The 13,533-nt window shown below is 58.4% G+C and carries 14 protein-coding genes and 2 rRNA genes; 5 read left to right on the top strand and 11 right to left on the bottom strand.

The window, feature by feature from the left end; all coding sequences use genetic code 11:
* Positions 1-76: 76 nt before the first annotated feature.
* The gene (locus KGA85_RS05175) at positions 77-670 is read left to right on the top strand and encodes a nitroreductase family protein (RefSeq protein ID WP_007984791.1); all 594 of its coding nucleotides are present in this window, start codon (positions 77-79) and stop codon (positions 668-670) included.
* A gap of 24 nt (positions 671-694) precedes the next feature.
* On the opposite strand, the gene KGA85_RS05170 is transcribed toward KGA85_RS05175, so the two are convergent.
* From KGA85_RS05170 to KGA85_RS05145, 6 genes are all read right to left on the bottom strand, one after another.
* The gene (locus tag KGA85_RS05170; protein ID WP_223456394.1) at positions 695-1,627 is read right to left on the bottom strand and encodes a D-2-hydroxyacid dehydrogenase; all 933 of its coding nucleotides are present in this window, start codon (positions 1,625-1,627) and stop codon (positions 695-697) included.
* 119 nt (positions 1,628-1,746) lie between these two features.
* Positions 1,747-2,040: a YcgL domain-containing protein gene (locus tag KGA85_RS05165; RefSeq protein ID WP_046043850.1), complete on the bottom strand. Its 294-nt coding sequence runs from the start codon at positions 2,038-2,040 to the stop codon at positions 1,747-1,749.
* Positions 2,037-3,170: a ribonuclease D gene (gene rnd, locus KGA85_RS05160; protein ID WP_223456395.1), complete on the bottom strand. Its 1,134-nt coding sequence runs from the start codon at positions 3,168-3,170 to the stop codon at positions 2,037-2,039. The genes KGA85_RS05165 and rnd overlap by 4 nt, the downstream gene beginning before the upstream one ends.
* A 123-nt stretch (positions 3,171-3,293) precedes the next feature.
* A complete protein-coding gene (locus KGA85_RS05155) occupies positions 3,294-3,944 on the bottom strand; it encodes a class I SAM-dependent methyltransferase (RefSeq protein ID WP_223456396.1) in 651 nt (216 codons plus the stop codon).
* Between the two features lie 72 nt (positions 3,945-4,016).
* On the bottom strand, positions 4,017-5,666 hold the full coding sequence (locus tag KGA85_RS05150) for a phosphoethanolamine transferase (RefSeq protein WP_223456397.1): 1,650 nt from the start codon (positions 5,664-5,666) through the stop codon (positions 4,017-4,019).
* Positions 5,667-5,855: 189 nt separating this feature from the next.
* Positions 5,856-7,238, bottom strand: coding sequence for a glutamine synthetase family protein (locus KGA85_RS05145; protein WP_223456398.1), 1,383 nt, complete (start codon positions 7,236-7,238; stop codon positions 5,856-5,858).
* A gap of 472 nt (positions 7,239-7,710) precedes the next feature.
* Between KGA85_RS05145 and KGA85_RS05140 the strand changes: the two genes are divergently transcribed.
* From KGA85_RS05140 to KGA85_RS05130, 3 genes are all read left to right on the top strand, one after another.
* Positions 7,711-8,895 carry a cyanate transporter gene (locus KGA85_RS05140; protein WP_223456399.1) on the top strand — a complete coding sequence of 395 codons (1,185 nt, stop codon included), beginning with the start codon at positions 7,711-7,713 and terminating at the stop codon, positions 8,893-8,895.
* A gap of 13 nt (positions 8,896-8,908) precedes the next feature.
* The gene (locus KGA85_RS05135) at positions 8,909-9,826 is read left to right on the top strand and encodes a DMT family transporter (RefSeq protein WP_223456400.1); all 918 of its coding nucleotides are present in this window, start codon (positions 8,909-8,911) and stop codon (positions 9,824-9,826) included.
* Positions 9,827-9,940: 114 nt separating this feature from the next.
* On the top strand, positions 9,941-10,879 hold the full coding sequence (locus KGA85_RS05130) for a LysR family transcriptional regulator (protein ID WP_223536057.1): 939 nt from the start codon (positions 9,941-9,943) through the stop codon (positions 10,877-10,879).
* A 3-nt stretch (positions 10,880-10,882) separates the two neighbouring features.
* Here KGA85_RS05130 and KGA85_RS05125 read toward each other — a convergent pair whose 3' ends face one another.
* Positions 10,883-11,248: a 5-carboxymethyl-2-hydroxymuconate Delta-isomerase gene (locus KGA85_RS05125; RefSeq protein ID WP_223536060.1), complete on the bottom strand. Its 366-nt coding sequence runs from the start codon at positions 11,246-11,248 to the stop codon at positions 10,883-10,885.
* A gap of 57 nt (positions 11,249-11,305) precedes the next feature.
* On the bottom strand, positions 11,306-12,232 hold the full coding sequence (locus KGA85_RS05120; protein WP_223456403.1) for a LysR substrate-binding domain-containing protein: 927 nt from the start codon (positions 12,230-12,232) through the stop codon (positions 11,306-11,308).
* A 251-nt stretch (positions 12,233-12,483) separates the two neighbouring features.
* Between KGA85_RS05120 and KGA85_RS05115 the strand changes: the two genes are divergently transcribed.
* On the top strand, positions 12,484-12,690 hold the full coding sequence (locus KGA85_RS05115; RefSeq protein ID WP_223448965.1) for a hypothetical protein: 207 nt from the start codon (positions 12,484-12,486) through the stop codon (positions 12,688-12,690).
* A gap of 50 nt (positions 12,691-12,740) precedes the next feature.
* Here the strand turns inward: KGA85_RS05115 and KGA85_RS05110 are convergent, their stop codons facing one another.
* From KGA85_RS05110 to KGA85_RS05100, 3 genes are all read right to left on the bottom strand, one after another.
* Positions 12,741-12,932, bottom strand: a complete 192-nt coding sequence (locus KGA85_RS05110; RefSeq protein ID WP_223456404.1) for a YegP family protein — start codon at positions 12,930-12,932, stop codon at positions 12,741-12,743.
* A gap of 195 nt (positions 12,933-13,127) precedes the next feature.
* A 5S ribosomal RNA gene (gene rrf, locus KGA85_RS05105) occupies positions 13,128-13,243 on the bottom strand.
* A gap of 182 nt (positions 13,244-13,425) precedes the next feature.
* Positions 13,426-13,533 (bottom strand): 23S ribosomal RNA (locus KGA85_RS05100); the annotation flags it as partial.

Here is a 13,533-nt window from a genome sequence, read left to right as displayed (position 1 = left end):
CGGGCTTGTCAGTTTTTGCGCTGCCAAGTAGGGTTTTGCGTCGCTCCCACTTTCAAACGTAGCAAGGAATCTCTTGATGAGTGCCAACCCACGCGTTGCCGATTACGCCATTCACCCTCAGTTCACCGATCGCTGGTCGCCCCGCGCCTTCACTGGCGAAACGATTCCAGAGGAAACCCTGCTGAGCTTCTTCGAAGCCGCCCGCTGGGCACCCTCGGCCTACAACTCGCAACCCTGGCGCTTCCTTTACGCACGTCGCGACACGCCGAACTGGGAGCGTTACCTGGGCCTGCTGAACGAATTCAACCGCAGCTGGGCGCAACATGCGTCGGCCCTGGTGATCGTGATTTCGAAAACCACCTTCGCCGTGCCTGGCGCCACCGAAGAAACCCCGGCCCTGTGGCACACCTTCGACACAGGTTCCGCCTGGGGTCACCTGGCCTTGCAAGCGAGCCTGAGCGGCTGGCACACCCACGGCATGGCCGGCTTCGACCAGGAGCTGACCCGCAAGGAGCTGAACATTCCTGAAGGCTACGCCCTGCACGCCGCCGTCGCGGTGGGCAAGCTGGGGGACAAGGCAAGCCTGGCGGATTACCTGCAAGCCCGAGAAGAACCGAGCCCGCGTCGTCCATTGAGCGAGTTGGCGGCTGAAGGTGATTTCACCCTCTAAGCCACATTTTTGATTGGGGCGGTATCAATACCCGCGATCGAAATCCACTTCCCCACGCAACGCTTCTCCCACCTGATACGCCCGCAGGTTCTCGACAAACAGCTTCACCATCATCGAAGGCGAAGTCGGTGCCGAGCTGTGGCCGGTCAGCAGCAGGCCCCAGGCCGTCCAGAACGGATGACGCTGGGGCAAGGGTTCCTGACGGCACACGTCGATCACCGCGCCCGCCAGATGCCCTTCTTTCAAGGCTTCCACCAGATCCGCATCGACCACCGCCACACCGCGCCCGGCGTTGATGAACAACCCGGTCGGCTTGAAATGCTTGAACAGCGCCGCGTCGTAGATATCGTGGGTTTCCGGCGTGTTCGGCAGCAGATTGACCACGTAATCGACTTCACCGACCAGCCGCGGCAAATCCGCCAGTGAACCGACTTCGATAAACGGCGCCTGTTCCCGCGCACTGCTGGCAACGCCATACAACTCGACGCCGAACGGCACGAGGAACTGCGCGACACTTTGGCCGATATCACCTGTGCCGACGATCAGCACCTTACGCCCCGCCAGGCTCTGGCCATGGCGGCTGTCCCATTTGCGCTCGACCTGGCTGACCAGTCGCGCCAGCACTTCACGTTCGTGACCGAGCATGTACGTGAGCACGTACTCGGCCATGACCTGGCCGAAGATTCCGACCGCACGGGTCAGCCGATAGTGCCGCGGCAAGCCATCGGCCAGCAGCGGCGTAATACCGGCCCAGGTCGATTGAAGCCATTGCGGTTGATGGCCCTGGCGTAACAGGGTCGCCAGCAAATCAGGCTGGCCGAGCCACACCGGACAATCGGCGGCCTGGCTGGCCAGTTCGGCGGAATCACCACTGGTCAGCACCTCCAGTTCCGGTGCCGCCTCGCGCAACAGTTGGGCGTACACGGGATGGTCGTGTTCAGCAATCAGGACGCGCATGCTTCAAACCTTTCAAAAACGGTGCAGACGGCCGCCGACGGAGCAGTGCTCCGTCGATGCTGCCATCGCTAAAATCAATCAGTGTTTCATAACCACTCTGAACAGAGCCTGTCTGCCGCTCACATCGGATCGTTGCGACGCAACAGTTCTTCCGGCAAGTGCTCGATGTACTCGTCTTCGGCAGGTGGCATTTGCAGGTGATAACCCTGTTTTTCGAGGTTTTCCAGCACGACTGTGATGTCCTCGCGCGACAGTTTGCGCTCGGGGCTCAGCACCAGGTCGAACGCGTGGATGGCCTTGCCGAAGGCTGCCATCAGGGGATCCGGCACGCGTTCCAGAGCATCGCTCTTGAGCACATACAGGTACATTTCGTTTCTCTTCGAGCTGCGGTAGATGGAACAAATACGTTTCAAGGCTGTTCTCCGGCGGTGGCCAGGCTGTCGAGCAGCGCCTGGCCCATCAATTCGCGGCGCCAGCCACGCAGCGAATCAGGCAATTGGTAGGGACCATTGGGGAAGCCGCTCTTGAGCAGCGCTTCCAGGGTTTTCTTGCGCAGCATCAGTTCCGGCGCGATGTTCAGGCGCTCGGCTTCGGCCTGGCCGATGGCTTTCATCTGCTTGAGTAGAACGGCAGCGTCCACCGGCAACGGCTCCGGCACGGCTAGCGGCCATTGATCTGGCGACACACTGCCAGAGCGCTTGATCAGATCAAGCAGAAACTGGCCGTCCTGACGCACGGTACGCGGGTGCATGTCTTCGATTTTCGCCAGGGCGCCGAGGTTATCCGGTTGCGTACGCGCCAGCGGCCACAACGAATGCTCGCGGATAATCCGGTTGCGCGGCAGGTCGCGGACCCGGGCTTCCTTTTCACGCCAGGCGCAGAGCTCACGCAAAACGGCGAGTTGAGCGCGGGACAGCTTCCAGGCCAGCTTGGCATCGCGATAGACCTCGTACGGGTCGATCTCGCGGCGCAGGTTGGCCACCAGTTCGGCGCCGTCTTCCAGGACCCAGACGTATTTGTCGTCAGACAGCTTTGGACGCAGCTTTACGAAGACCTCAGCCAAATGCACGGCATCTTCGGCGGCATAGCTGATCTGGGTTTCGGAAAGCGGACGTTGCAGCCAGTCGGAACGGGTTTCACCCTTGGGCAGGTCGATGCCGAGCACTTCCTGCACCAGCCGCGAATAACCCATGGAAAAACCGAGGTTCAGGTAAGCGGCAGCCAATTGCGTATCGAACAGTGGCGCCGGCAGGCTGCCGGTCAGGCGTAGCAGGACTTCGAGGTCTTCGCTGCACGCGTGGACAACTTTGAGCACCGCCGGGTTTTCCAGCAACGCGGCCAATGGCTGCCAGTTGTCGATGGTCAGCGGGTCGATCAGATAGGCGCGAACGCCATCACCGATCTGCAGCAGGCCGGCGATTGGGTAGAAGGTGTCGACCCGCATGAATTCGGTGTCGAGGGCAACGAATGGCAACTGTTGCCACTCGGCGCACAACCGTCCGAGGCTATCGTTGTCGCGAATCCAGTGAATATCGATGGCCACACGGCTCTCCCTTGAAGAATGGCGCGCAGTATATATCGCCCCCGGCGATTTCCGCGCATCCACTGAACAAGAGCGTTAGCGAAAATTACTGCGTGACATACAGAATAGTCCTACAAAGTCGGGCTAGCTGGTCTTACCCAGCACATAGACCCGCATCCGCGCACAACCGGGGAAAAAGTCCTGATGGCTGAGCAAACGGAAACCCGCCTGCCTGAATTCGCTTTCCACCTCGGTCTTGCTCGGTAACGGCCCTTCCACACCCGAGCGCGCGGCCTTGAAAAGACCGTCGAGGCGCACCGCGACAATCACCGTATCGCGACTGACCCGGTAAAACTCGCCAAGCATCGCCAGACGATGTTCCGGGTTGGTGAGGTGCTGAAACAGTTGCATGCAAAAAATGCAGTCAACCGCGTTCTCCGACAAGCCAATCGAGAACGCAGAGCTTTGAAAGGTTTTGACCCGCTTCAACAAACTCTGCGGGTGATGTGTACGGGAATGATCGAGGATGTCTTGGGACGGATCCGTCGCGAGAATCACCCGATTGGCATGTTCGGCCAGCACCGACCAGAAACGCCCCACACCGCAGGCCACGTCGAGGATCAGCCCCGGCTCGCCGGCGACCTTGAGTGCCTTGCGCACCAGCCGCTCCTCACGCCAGAGCGCCAGACGCCCGACCAGACCCGGCGCTTGCGGCTGAAGGCAGACGCGCGCGTGCTCCCGGTCGTAGCGCCGGGCGATCTCAAGCTCGATGGCGGATGGGGGCTGAGCGGACATGTGCAATGGCTCTTGATAAAAGTTCTACAGGCCGCAGGTCGGCGGCCGCCGCGTGAAACAAAATCGAAGCACTCAATCTTTGGCCAACACGCCGTTGGCCACTGGACCACGACATCCGGCAAACATGTCCAGGTCCTGGTTGTAGACCTTGCTGTTGACCTCCAGCAGCCCAAGCATCGAATGGAACAGGTTGTCCTGGCTCAGGGGTTTTTCACGACTCTGTTGCAGGCAGTGGGTATCTACCGCAAACGACTTTTTATAGCTGTTGGAGAACCAGGCAAACATGGCTACATGCTTTTGCTGCTCCGGTGCCAGCATGTATGGCGTGCCGTGGAGGAACAAGTTGTATTCACCCAGGGACTCGCCGTGGTCCGACAGATACAGCATCGCGGTATCCACTTTTTCCTGATTACTGCGCAACAGATCGATCAATGTCGACAGCACATGGTCGGTATATACCAAGGTGTTGTCGTAGCCGTTGACGATACTTTCGCGACTGCAATTGTTCAGGGCATTACTCTCGCAAACCGGGGTGAAGCGTTCGAACTCTTTCGGATAACGCTTGAAGTACTCCGGACCGTGGCTGCCCATCTGGTGCAATACCAATACCGTGTCCTTGTCCAGGGTATCGATGAAATGTTGCAGTCCTTGCAGCAGGATTTCGTCGCGGCATTCGCTATTGGCGCACAGCGCCGGGTCCTTCAGATTGCTGACGTCCTGAATGGTGACGCGATCGCATGTACCTTTACAGCCTGACTGGTTGTCACGCCAGATCACGTCGATACCCGCATGCTTGAGCACATCCAGCAGGCCTTCTTCGTTCTTTGCCTTGCTGGCGTTGTAGTCCTTGCGCCCCATATTGGAGAACATGCAAGGCACCGACACGGCGGTTTCAGTACCGCAGGAATGCACATCGGTGAAGGCGATCAGGCCGTCTTCCTTACTCAGTTTCGGCGTGGTGTCACGGCTATAGCCAAGGATGCCGAAGTTCTCCGCCCGGGCACTTTCACCCACGACAAGAACCGTCAGGGATTTACGCCCGTGTGTTTGCCAGACCGGATTGCGCTGGGCATCTTCACCGATTTTGACAAAGGGTTGCCGTGCAGTTGCTACTTTCTCGCGCAAGAAACCAGCCGAGGCACCAATGTAGTTGCTTGGTACCACCATCAGGCGCAACTCGTGGTGATTGCGAAACAGCGAAGACAGGCCTTGATAGTTAACCAGTGCAACACCACCAATGACCGCTGCCGAGGCAAAAGTCACCAGAACTTTACTGAGTAGCTCACGGTGCCAGCGACGATAATAAACCGGTGTCTTCCACAACAGCCAAGACGGTAAAACGCCGAGCAGCACAATAAATACAAACAACTTAGGCGACAGTAAGTCGCGCACTTCCGTAGCATTGGTCTCAGCGAAATTACGCAACATGCCGGTGTCGATCAGAACACCATACTGGCTCATGAAATACGCCACGCCCGCACTGATCATGAACAGCAGGGTCAGGACCGGCTTGAGCACCGGCCGGAACGCCAGCAGGGTCAGCACAATGTTGAACGCCGCGAAGATCATCGCCCCGAAGGCCACGCGCATGACGATGCCTTTGCCATCGGACGCGGTGATTTCGAACAGGTGCTGCCAGAGTACAAAATTGAAGCCAACTAACAAAAATGCGCTGGCAATCAGTGTCACCCATTCGGGGCGCACGGCTTTAATCTTAAGCATGAGATTCGGCGGGTCCTGAAAAAAGTGTCTTCGGCAAATGTGAAAATTTCATTTACCGAGACAGCTCTAATTTTAGATAGCCAACCATCAATTTTTTGTGAAAAAGAAGCCAACGATTAGTTAGCTTATAAAACCAACCTGATACTTCCAGACTATTTGAGAATGGTTCAGCTCCGGTGCAGCTTCGACTCAAGCCTGATGCAAATACCAGCGCCAGTCCTGCTCACCGACCTCCCCCATGAATTGACGATATTCGGCGCGTTTCACCGCCAGGTAGACGCCGAGGAATTCCCCGCCGAACGCTTCTTTGGCCCAACTCGAACCTTCCAGCGATCGCAATGTGGTCAGCCAGTCTGTCGGCAACAGTCTCGCAGCTTGGGCGTAGCCATTGCCTTCCACCGGCGTACCAGGGTCGAGTTGTTCGCGGATACCGCGATGAATACCGGCCAGAATCGCCGCAGCCGCCAGATAAGGATTGGCATCTGCGCCACAGATTCGATGCTCGATGTGCCGGGAATATGCCGGCCCGCCCGGTACGCGCAAACTCACGGTGCGATTGTCCACGCCCCAGGTGGCCGCCAGTGGCGCATAGCTGTTGGCCTGGAATCGACGGTAGGAGTTGGCGTTGGGGCAAAACAGCAACAGCGAATCGAGCAAGGTACTGAGCATGCCTGCGACCGCCTGCTTGAGCAGTGGCGTCCCATCCGGGGCTTCGCTGGCGAAAAGGTTGTTGCCATCCTTGTCCGCCAGGCTCACGTGCATGTGCATCCCGGTGCCGGCCAGGTCATCGAATGGCTTGGCCATGAAACAGGCTGTCATGCCGTGCTTGTGCGCCACCCCCTTGACCAGACGCTTGTAGCGCACCGCTTCATCCATCGCCTGTAGCGCGTCGGAGCGGTGTTCGAGGGTGATTTCCACTTGCCCCGGCGCGTATTCGGAAATGGCCGTGCGCGCCGGAATCCCCTGGAGCTTGCAGGCGCTATAGAGATCGGCCAGGAACGGCTCGATCTGTTCAAGCTCGCGCAAACCATAGACCTGGGTGCCGTGCGGCCGCCCGCCATCGACATCCCGTGCCGGTTGCGGTCGGCCATTGCTGTCGCGTTGCTGATCCAGCAAATAGAACTCCAATTCCGCCGCCATGACCGGGTAATAACCGTCAGCCTGTAAGCCTTCGATGACTTTCGCCAGCAAATGACGAGGATCGGCAATGGTGGCGGGCATTCCCTCCGTCGGATGCATGCTGACCTGCACGGCTGCGGTCGGTATCAGACGCCATGGCATACGCGTGAGGCTGCCGCTGATCGGGTAGGCCCGACAGTCGATATCACCGACATCCCAGACCAGCCCGGAGTTCTCCACGTCATCACCGTTGATGGTCAGGCCGAGGATGGTGCTCGGCAATGGTCGCCCGCTTTCATACACCGCCAGCAACTCGTCACGATGCAGCAGCTTGCCCCGCGGCACACCGTTGTTGTCGAGGATGAACAGCTCGAACATTTCAATATCCGGGTTCTGCTCCAGAAAGGTCAGGGCTTCTTGCTTGGAGGCAAACGAGGTCGTGGCACTACTCATGGGAACTCTCTTTTTCCGTGTCAGGCGGGTACGCAAAAGCACCCGCACTTTAATCCCGCCATCAAGCGGAATATGTAGGAACAATCAGCGGAAAAAGCAGGAATCCGGCGGGCGCGCATGGCGGCAATGCCACAGCGCCCAGAAGGCCAGTTCAGAAGGAAGTGCAGAGAGGTTTGGCGCGGTGGCGGGCGTGAATCGACGAAGAAGGCTCGACGCTCGAGCGTCGATGGATGCCTTGAAGTGGATTGCGACTGGCCAACCGTCCATAGAGAGAACCGCAGAAAACAGATGGCCTGCAGCGTCACACGATGGGTTAAGTCGTTAAATCAGGATTTGAAGAACCTTGGATATCGTCTGGCTAAACATTTGGCTGCGACTTGTATTTAATTTCTAAATACTTCGCCGGAATTTCTGATTTGCCGCCTCCAGGCCTCGTGCGCCTAATCGGAACCCTATTGTTCAAGGTCCGATCATGGAAAACACCCGAGCCACTTCCCGCCCTGCCCTCTGGTTCATGTTCAGCATTGTCCTGGTTGCCCTGAACCTGCGACCTTCCATGGCCGCTGTCGGGCCTCTGCTCTCGGCGATTCGCGACGACATTGCGCTGAGCTTCAGCCAGGCTTCACTGCTGACAATGTTGCCGGTGACGGCCATGGGACTGGCGATGTTTGTCGGCCTGCGCGTCAGCCAGCGATTCGGCGAGCAGCGCACGGTGGTGTTCTCATTGCTGATCATCGGCGTGGCCACGATTTCGCGGTTGCTCCTTGATTCAGCCGCGGAGTTGCTTCTCAGCGCGGTGCTGGCAGGCATCGGGATCGCCCTGATCCAGGCCCTGATGCCAGCGCTGATCAAATCGCGCTTCAGCGACCACGTTGCCCTGTGCATGGGGCTCTACGTCACGTCGATCATGGGCGGTGCCGCCATGGGTGCTTCCTTTGCGCCGCTGGTGATGGAGCGTACCGGCAGCTGGCGTATGGGCCTGGCAATCTGGGCCGTTCTCGCCGTGCTGGCATTGCTTTTCTGGCGCAGCCAAAGCGCGGGGATGCCAACACTGGATTCGAGGACATTCAGTAGAGGTTCGTACTTCGCCAATTCCCGCGCGTGGTTGCTCGCGATTTTCTTTGGCCTGGGCACTGCGTCCTACACCTGTGTCCTGGCCTGGCTGGCGCCGTACTACGTGGAAAAGGGCTGGAGCGAACAACACGCCGGATTGCTGCTCGGATTTCTGACCGCCATGGAAGTGCTGTCGGGCCTGCTGACGCCCGTCATCGCCAATCGCAGCCGCGACCGCCGCGTCGTGCTGATGGTATTGCTGACACTGATCATCGCCGGTTTCTGCGGACTGATTCTGAGCCCACAGCATTTGAGCCTGATGTGGCCCTGCCTGCTGGGGCTGGGCATTGGCGGCCTGTTCCCGATGAGCCTGATCGTATCGCTGGATCACCTGGACAATCCATTGCGCGCCGGTGGCCTGACCGCATTCGTTCAAGGCATCGGCTACTTGATCGCCGGCCTTTCACCGCTGCTGGCGGGGATCATCCGCGACCAGCTCGGCAGCTTTGAATGGGCCTGGTGGTCACTGACAGCGGTCATGGCGCTGATGATGTTGATGGTCCTGCGCTTCAACCCAAGGCACTACACCCGCCACATCCATTGACCCGGAGCCTGCCATGAAAACCACCGGTTTCGCCGTCGCTCACGCCAGCATGCTGCTTTGGGCCTTATTGATCGCTGCGTCGTTTTCCGCGGCGGCGCAAGTCAGCCAGGCCATCGACCCGATCCTGCTGACCGGTTTGCGCCTGTTGTTTTGTGCCGTGGTGTTTCTGCCGCTATTGCTGCTTAAAGGCGATGCCGTCATGACCTCCCGTGGGCTGCTCGGCCACGCTGTGCTCGGCATGCTGCTGGCGCTGTACTTCGGCTCGCTGTTCGAAGCATTGCGCTACACCTCGGCCGTCAACACCGGGACGATGTTCACGCTGGTGCCGCTGCTGACCCTGGGTTTCGAAGCCGTGTTGACACCTGACGGCCGCCTGAAACAACGGATTATGCCGATGCTGCTCGCCGCTGCCGGGGCAGTCTTGCTGATCATGAAAGGCACCGATCCCGGCGAGTTGCCATCGTCGTATGCATTGGCGGTGTACGGCATCGGTTGCCTGGCGATGGCACTCTACGCCCCTCTCAGCCAACGCCTGAAAGCCGATAGCCTGAAGGGGCGCGGGCCGGTGCCTATGACGTTCTGGAACATGCTGTTTGGTGCGCTGTTTCTGCTGGTGTTCTGTGGATTCAGTGGCGGTTGGCGCTCAGCATCATTACTGACGCTCAACGATTTCTATTGGCTGATGTACCTGGCCGTGTTCGCAACGTTGGCGACGTTCTGGCTGTTGCATCGGGCCATCGGCGTGATCGCGCCGTCCTCGGTGATTTCCTACATCTACCTGAGCACACTGTTTATCACCTTGTTTCACTGGCTTTGGGGGCGCCAGATGCCGCTGCCGCAGGAAATGGCCGGCGCAGTGCTGGTGGGCCTCGGCATGTTCGCGCTATTGATGTCCAGCCGCCGCGCCGTGTCGGCGATGGTCCAGGGCTGACACGGTCTTGGGCGAAACGTCCTGCAAGGCATTCTCCCTGCTCGCCCATTCCGCTAGGATCATTCCCCCACCCTTGCGCACGGTCAGCGCAAGGGACGCAGCGAGACGCAATGGATGCTGAACAGTAATTCGCTTAGAAAACTCGACATGCAGGACCTCATGGTGTTCGTCGCCGTGTATGAGCAGAACAGCGTCACCGACGTATCCGAGACGCTTTGCGTCAGCCAGTCCACAGTGAGTTACTGCCTGAAAAAACTGCGCACCAGTTTCGAGGACGAACTGTTCATCAACACCCGTACCGGCGGCATGCAGCCCACCGGCAAGGCCAGCGCGATGTACCCTCACGTGCTGAAAATCCTCGAAAGCATCAACCTGTGTCACGCCGGCTTACCCACGTTCGACCCTGGCCTGCAACCCGTGACCTTCAACATCTGCGCCCCGGAATATTTCGAGCAACTGATCCTGCCGCGCCTGTTGAAAACCTTTGACCTCGCCGATCTTCCGGTGATGGTCAATGTGTTCAAACTCGAGGCCGATATCCCAGCCGAAGCGTTGCGCGAAGGCAGCCTCGACCTGGTGATGTGCTTCGGTCCGAACTTCCATCGCAGTCACGTCGATTTCAAATCGCAGACGCTACTCGAAGACGATCTGGTATGTGTTTTCGACAAGCGCGCCACACCAGCGGAACCACGCTTGAGCCTGCAAACCTATGTCGAACGTCGACACGTGTTCCCGACACCCTGGACGTCCGCCACCAACATGGTCGACGGCTGGCTTGCGCAGCAGGCACAACAGCGCCAGATCGTCGCACGCGCCAACAGCTACAGTGCAGCACTGAAGCTGATTACCGGTACCGACTATGCCCTGACCTTGCCCCGGCGCATCCAGCGACTGCTGGCCAGTGCAGACACCTTCAAACACTGTGAAGTGCCCGAAGGCTTGCCGGGTTTCACCCTCGACATGCAGTGGAACCAGGGTGTCGACCAGGACAGCGCCAACACCTGGCTGCGAGCGCAAGTGATCCAGGCCTGCGTCGAGCAGGAGTCAGCCTGATGTTCAGTTGTTGATGGCGGTCTTGCTGTAGGAGTCGCGATCGATGTCGAGAATTTCCACGCACAACTGGACCTCGAGGCTGCTCGGCCACTCACACAGGTCCCGCACCACTGCCAGCAGGCTTTCAGACAGCTGTTTCTTGATCTCTGCGGAACGACCACTCAACAGCGCCAGTTTCACATGCACGAACGCCCGCTCGGCCAGTGCCGTACCGACCTTGAACGTGTCGACCTTGACCGCGCGGCTCTTGATGTCGAATTCGGCAGCAAACTGACCGGAACCCACCAATGTATTGTTCAACCGCATCAATGCCACATCGGCATTCAGATCGGTCAGGTTGGCGGTGTATTCCATGTGCAGGTGAGGCATGAGCGGGTTCCTGTAGGTGGGTGGACGGGTCGTACATATAACACAGCGCCGCCCTGTTCATTCAGGCAGCGGCAAAACGGCACGCTCACTCATGAACGCTTCCAGCCGCGAGCGTAACCAGCGCTCGGCGGGGTCGGTATCGACATGACTGAGCCAGACCATGGACAGGTCCAGAGTAGGTGTCTGGATCGGAAAGGGTTCCTTGAACAGCATTCCCGATGCAGCCATCGCCTCGGCGGTGTAGTCCGGCAGGCTGGCAATCAGGTCCGTCCCGGCGAGCAGTGCCGGCAAAGAACTGTATTGCGGTACCGAGAGCACCACCTGGCGCGTGCGGCCGATGTCTGCCAGCCACTCGTCGGCGTAGCCACTGACGTTGGCGGTATGGGACACCAGCACGTGCGGTCGCGCGCAATATTCATCGAGGGTCAGCGGTGTGTCGGAGGCATCGGCGCGCAAAATGCTGGGCTGGATGTGCCGCAGCAACTTGCGCTTGGCATTGGCCGGCAAGCCACGGGTCTGGCTGATACCCACCGTGATATCGCCGGACGCCAGCAAGTCGGGAATCCGCCAGTAATCGACATGCTGCACCACAAACACCACGTTAGGCGCTTCCTGGCGCAGAGCTCGCAGCAATGGCGGCAACAGGCCGAACTCGACATCGTCGGACAACCCGATGCGGAACGACATCGTGCTGCTGGCCGGGTCAAAATCATGGGTCAGGCTCAAAGCCACGGACAAGGAGTCCAGTGCCGGTGACAGGTGCTTGATGATCTCCTCTGCCCGCGCCGTCGGTTCCATGCGATGGCCAACGCGTATGAACAACGGATCATTGAACATCGCACGCAAGCGGTTGAGCGCAGAGCTGATGGTCGGCTGACCGAGAAACAGCTTCTCCGCCACCCGAGTGACATTGCGCTCGAGCATCAGTGTTTCGAATACCACCATCAGGTTGATATCCGCCTTGCGAAGTTCGTTGCGATTCATCCACTGCCCCCGATCTCCAAATCTGCTGACAGTTTAGGTAGCTGGTGCGACTGCCGTCTATCCAACTCAGGTTCAACAGGCTGACGCCGTTCACGTTTAAGCAAAATGCTGGACCACGCTTCGTCCTACAGTCGCTTCCTTTTTACCTGGAATCCCTGGCAGGCAGCCCTTGAGTCCCTAAGCTCAGCGACGCACGAGGTGAAAAACCACCCTCGTCATCCAAAACATGCGCAATCACAAGGAGCGGCACCATGGCCAGAGACAAAGCCAAAGACGACAAACATTTCAACTGCACCCAGGCACACGAAGCCGACTACGTCGCCAACCTGTACCCGCATGCCAGGGAAGAGGTCAAGACATTCCTCGCCTCGGCCTGCAAGGACAAATCCCTGCACAACTCCACCCACAAGGACGTCTACGAACTGATCAAGAGAAAACTGGGCCATACCCAGCCGTAAGGCGGATTGAAACGAAGCTGCTCTGTACGAGCAGCTTCACCGCTCTCTACCTAGACTTCCTTGATCGGGGTCTGCTCGCAGGTCCCTTTGATCAGACTGATTGCATGCACGCAATCGGCCTTGTTGACGTAAGCCTCCCCGCTGGCAATCGTTTCATGATTCCCCGCCCTCAGCCGCCACCGCCATTGGCCCTTGCCAGTCAGGACGGTGCCGCGGATTTGCCTGTAAATCTCAAAATACATTGCTCGCTCCTTGTGATTGCCGGTGACTGCAGATCAGTGGTCTGCGAAACCAGATTAAAGGAGGAATTTCCAGGGCGATTACTTTCAATGTCAGGGGATATTTCGCACTGGAGACCCTGAATAACTGTGTAGGAACTTTCCTGCGGACAAAAACAAAACCCCAACTGCTTTCGCAATTGGGGTTTCGGAATTTAATCTTGACGATGACCTACTCTCACATGGGGAAACCCCACACTACCATCGGCGATGCATCGTTTCACTGCTGAGTTCGGGATGGGATCAGGTGGTTCCAACGCTCTATGGTCGTCAAGAAATTCGGGTACTGAGTCGTGACCAGTTGGCCTCGCTTCAGCAAATTGGGTATGTGACAGCTTTCGGTGTTTTGTGCTGCTTTTGTGAGCAGAGCCGAACTTTCGGTTCTTTCGTCTTCACACACCGCAATCTGGTCTCTTTCGTTTCTTCAACTAGGAGCATCAAATTGCTTGGGTGTTATATGGTCAAGCCTCACGGGCAATTAGTATTGGTTAGCTCAACGCCTCACAGCGCTTACACACCCAACCTATCAACGTCGTAGTCTTCGACGGCCCTTCAGGGGACTCAA

The sequence above is a fragment of the Pseudomonas sp. GL-B-12 genome (assembly GCF_019955895.1).
Lineage (GTDB): Bacteria > Pseudomonadota > Gammaproteobacteria > Pseudomonadales > Pseudomonadaceae > Aquipseudomonas.
The sequence above is the reverse complement of the archived record's forward strand: the minus strand, read 5'-3'. Positions and strand labels throughout refer to the sequence as shown.

What these genes read in the sequence shown, in the direction of transcription:
- KGA85_RS05140 (WP_223456399.1), top strand. Translation starts at nt 7,711, where the DNA reads ATGGAAAACACCCGAGCCACTTCCCGCCCTGCCCTCTGGTTCATGTTC.
- KGA85_RS05145 (WP_223456398.1), bottom strand. Translation starts at nt 7,238, where the DNA reads ATGAGTAGTGCCACGACCTCGTTTGCCTCCAAGCAAGAAGCCCTGACC.
- KGA85_RS05155 (WP_223456396.1), bottom strand. Translation starts at nt 3,944, where the DNA reads ATGTCCGCTCAGCCCCCATCCGCCATCGAGCTTGAGATCGCCCGGCGC.
- KGA85_RS05125 (WP_223536060.1), bottom strand. Translation starts at nt 11,248, where the DNA reads ATGCCTCACCTGCACATGGAATACACCGCCAACCTGACCGATCTGAAT.
- KGA85_RS05175 (WP_007984791.1), top strand. Translation starts at nt 77, where the DNA reads ATGAGTGCCAACCCACGCGTTGCCGATTACGCCATTCACCCTCAGTTC.
- KGA85_RS05110 (WP_223456404.1), bottom strand. Translation starts at nt 12,932, where the DNA reads ATGTATTTTGAGATTTACAGGCAAATCCGCGGCACCGTCCTGACTGGC.
- KGA85_RS05115 (WP_223448965.1), top strand. Translation starts at nt 12,484, where the DNA reads ATGGCCAGAGACAAAGCCAAAGACGACAAACATTTCAACTGCACCCAG.
- KGA85_RS05120 (WP_223456403.1), bottom strand. Translation starts at nt 12,232, where the DNA reads ATGAATCGCAACGAACTTCGCAAGGCGGATATCAACCTGATGGTGGTA.
- KGA85_RS05135 (WP_223456400.1), top strand. Translation starts at nt 8,909, where the DNA reads ATGAAAACCACCGGTTTCGCCGTCGCTCACGCCAGCATGCTGCTTTGG.
- KGA85_RS05130 (WP_223536057.1), top strand. Translation starts at nt 9,941, where the DNA reads ATGCTGAACAGTAATTCGCTTAGAAAACTCGACATGCAGGACCTCATG.
- KGA85_RS05150 (WP_223456397.1), bottom strand. Translation starts at nt 5,666, where the DNA reads ATGCTTAAGATTAAAGCCGTGCGCCCCGAATGGGTGACACTGATTGCC.
- KGA85_RS05170 (WP_223456394.1), bottom strand. Translation starts at nt 1,627, where the DNA reads ATGCGCGTCCTGATTGCTGAACACGACCATCCCGTGTACGCCCAACTG.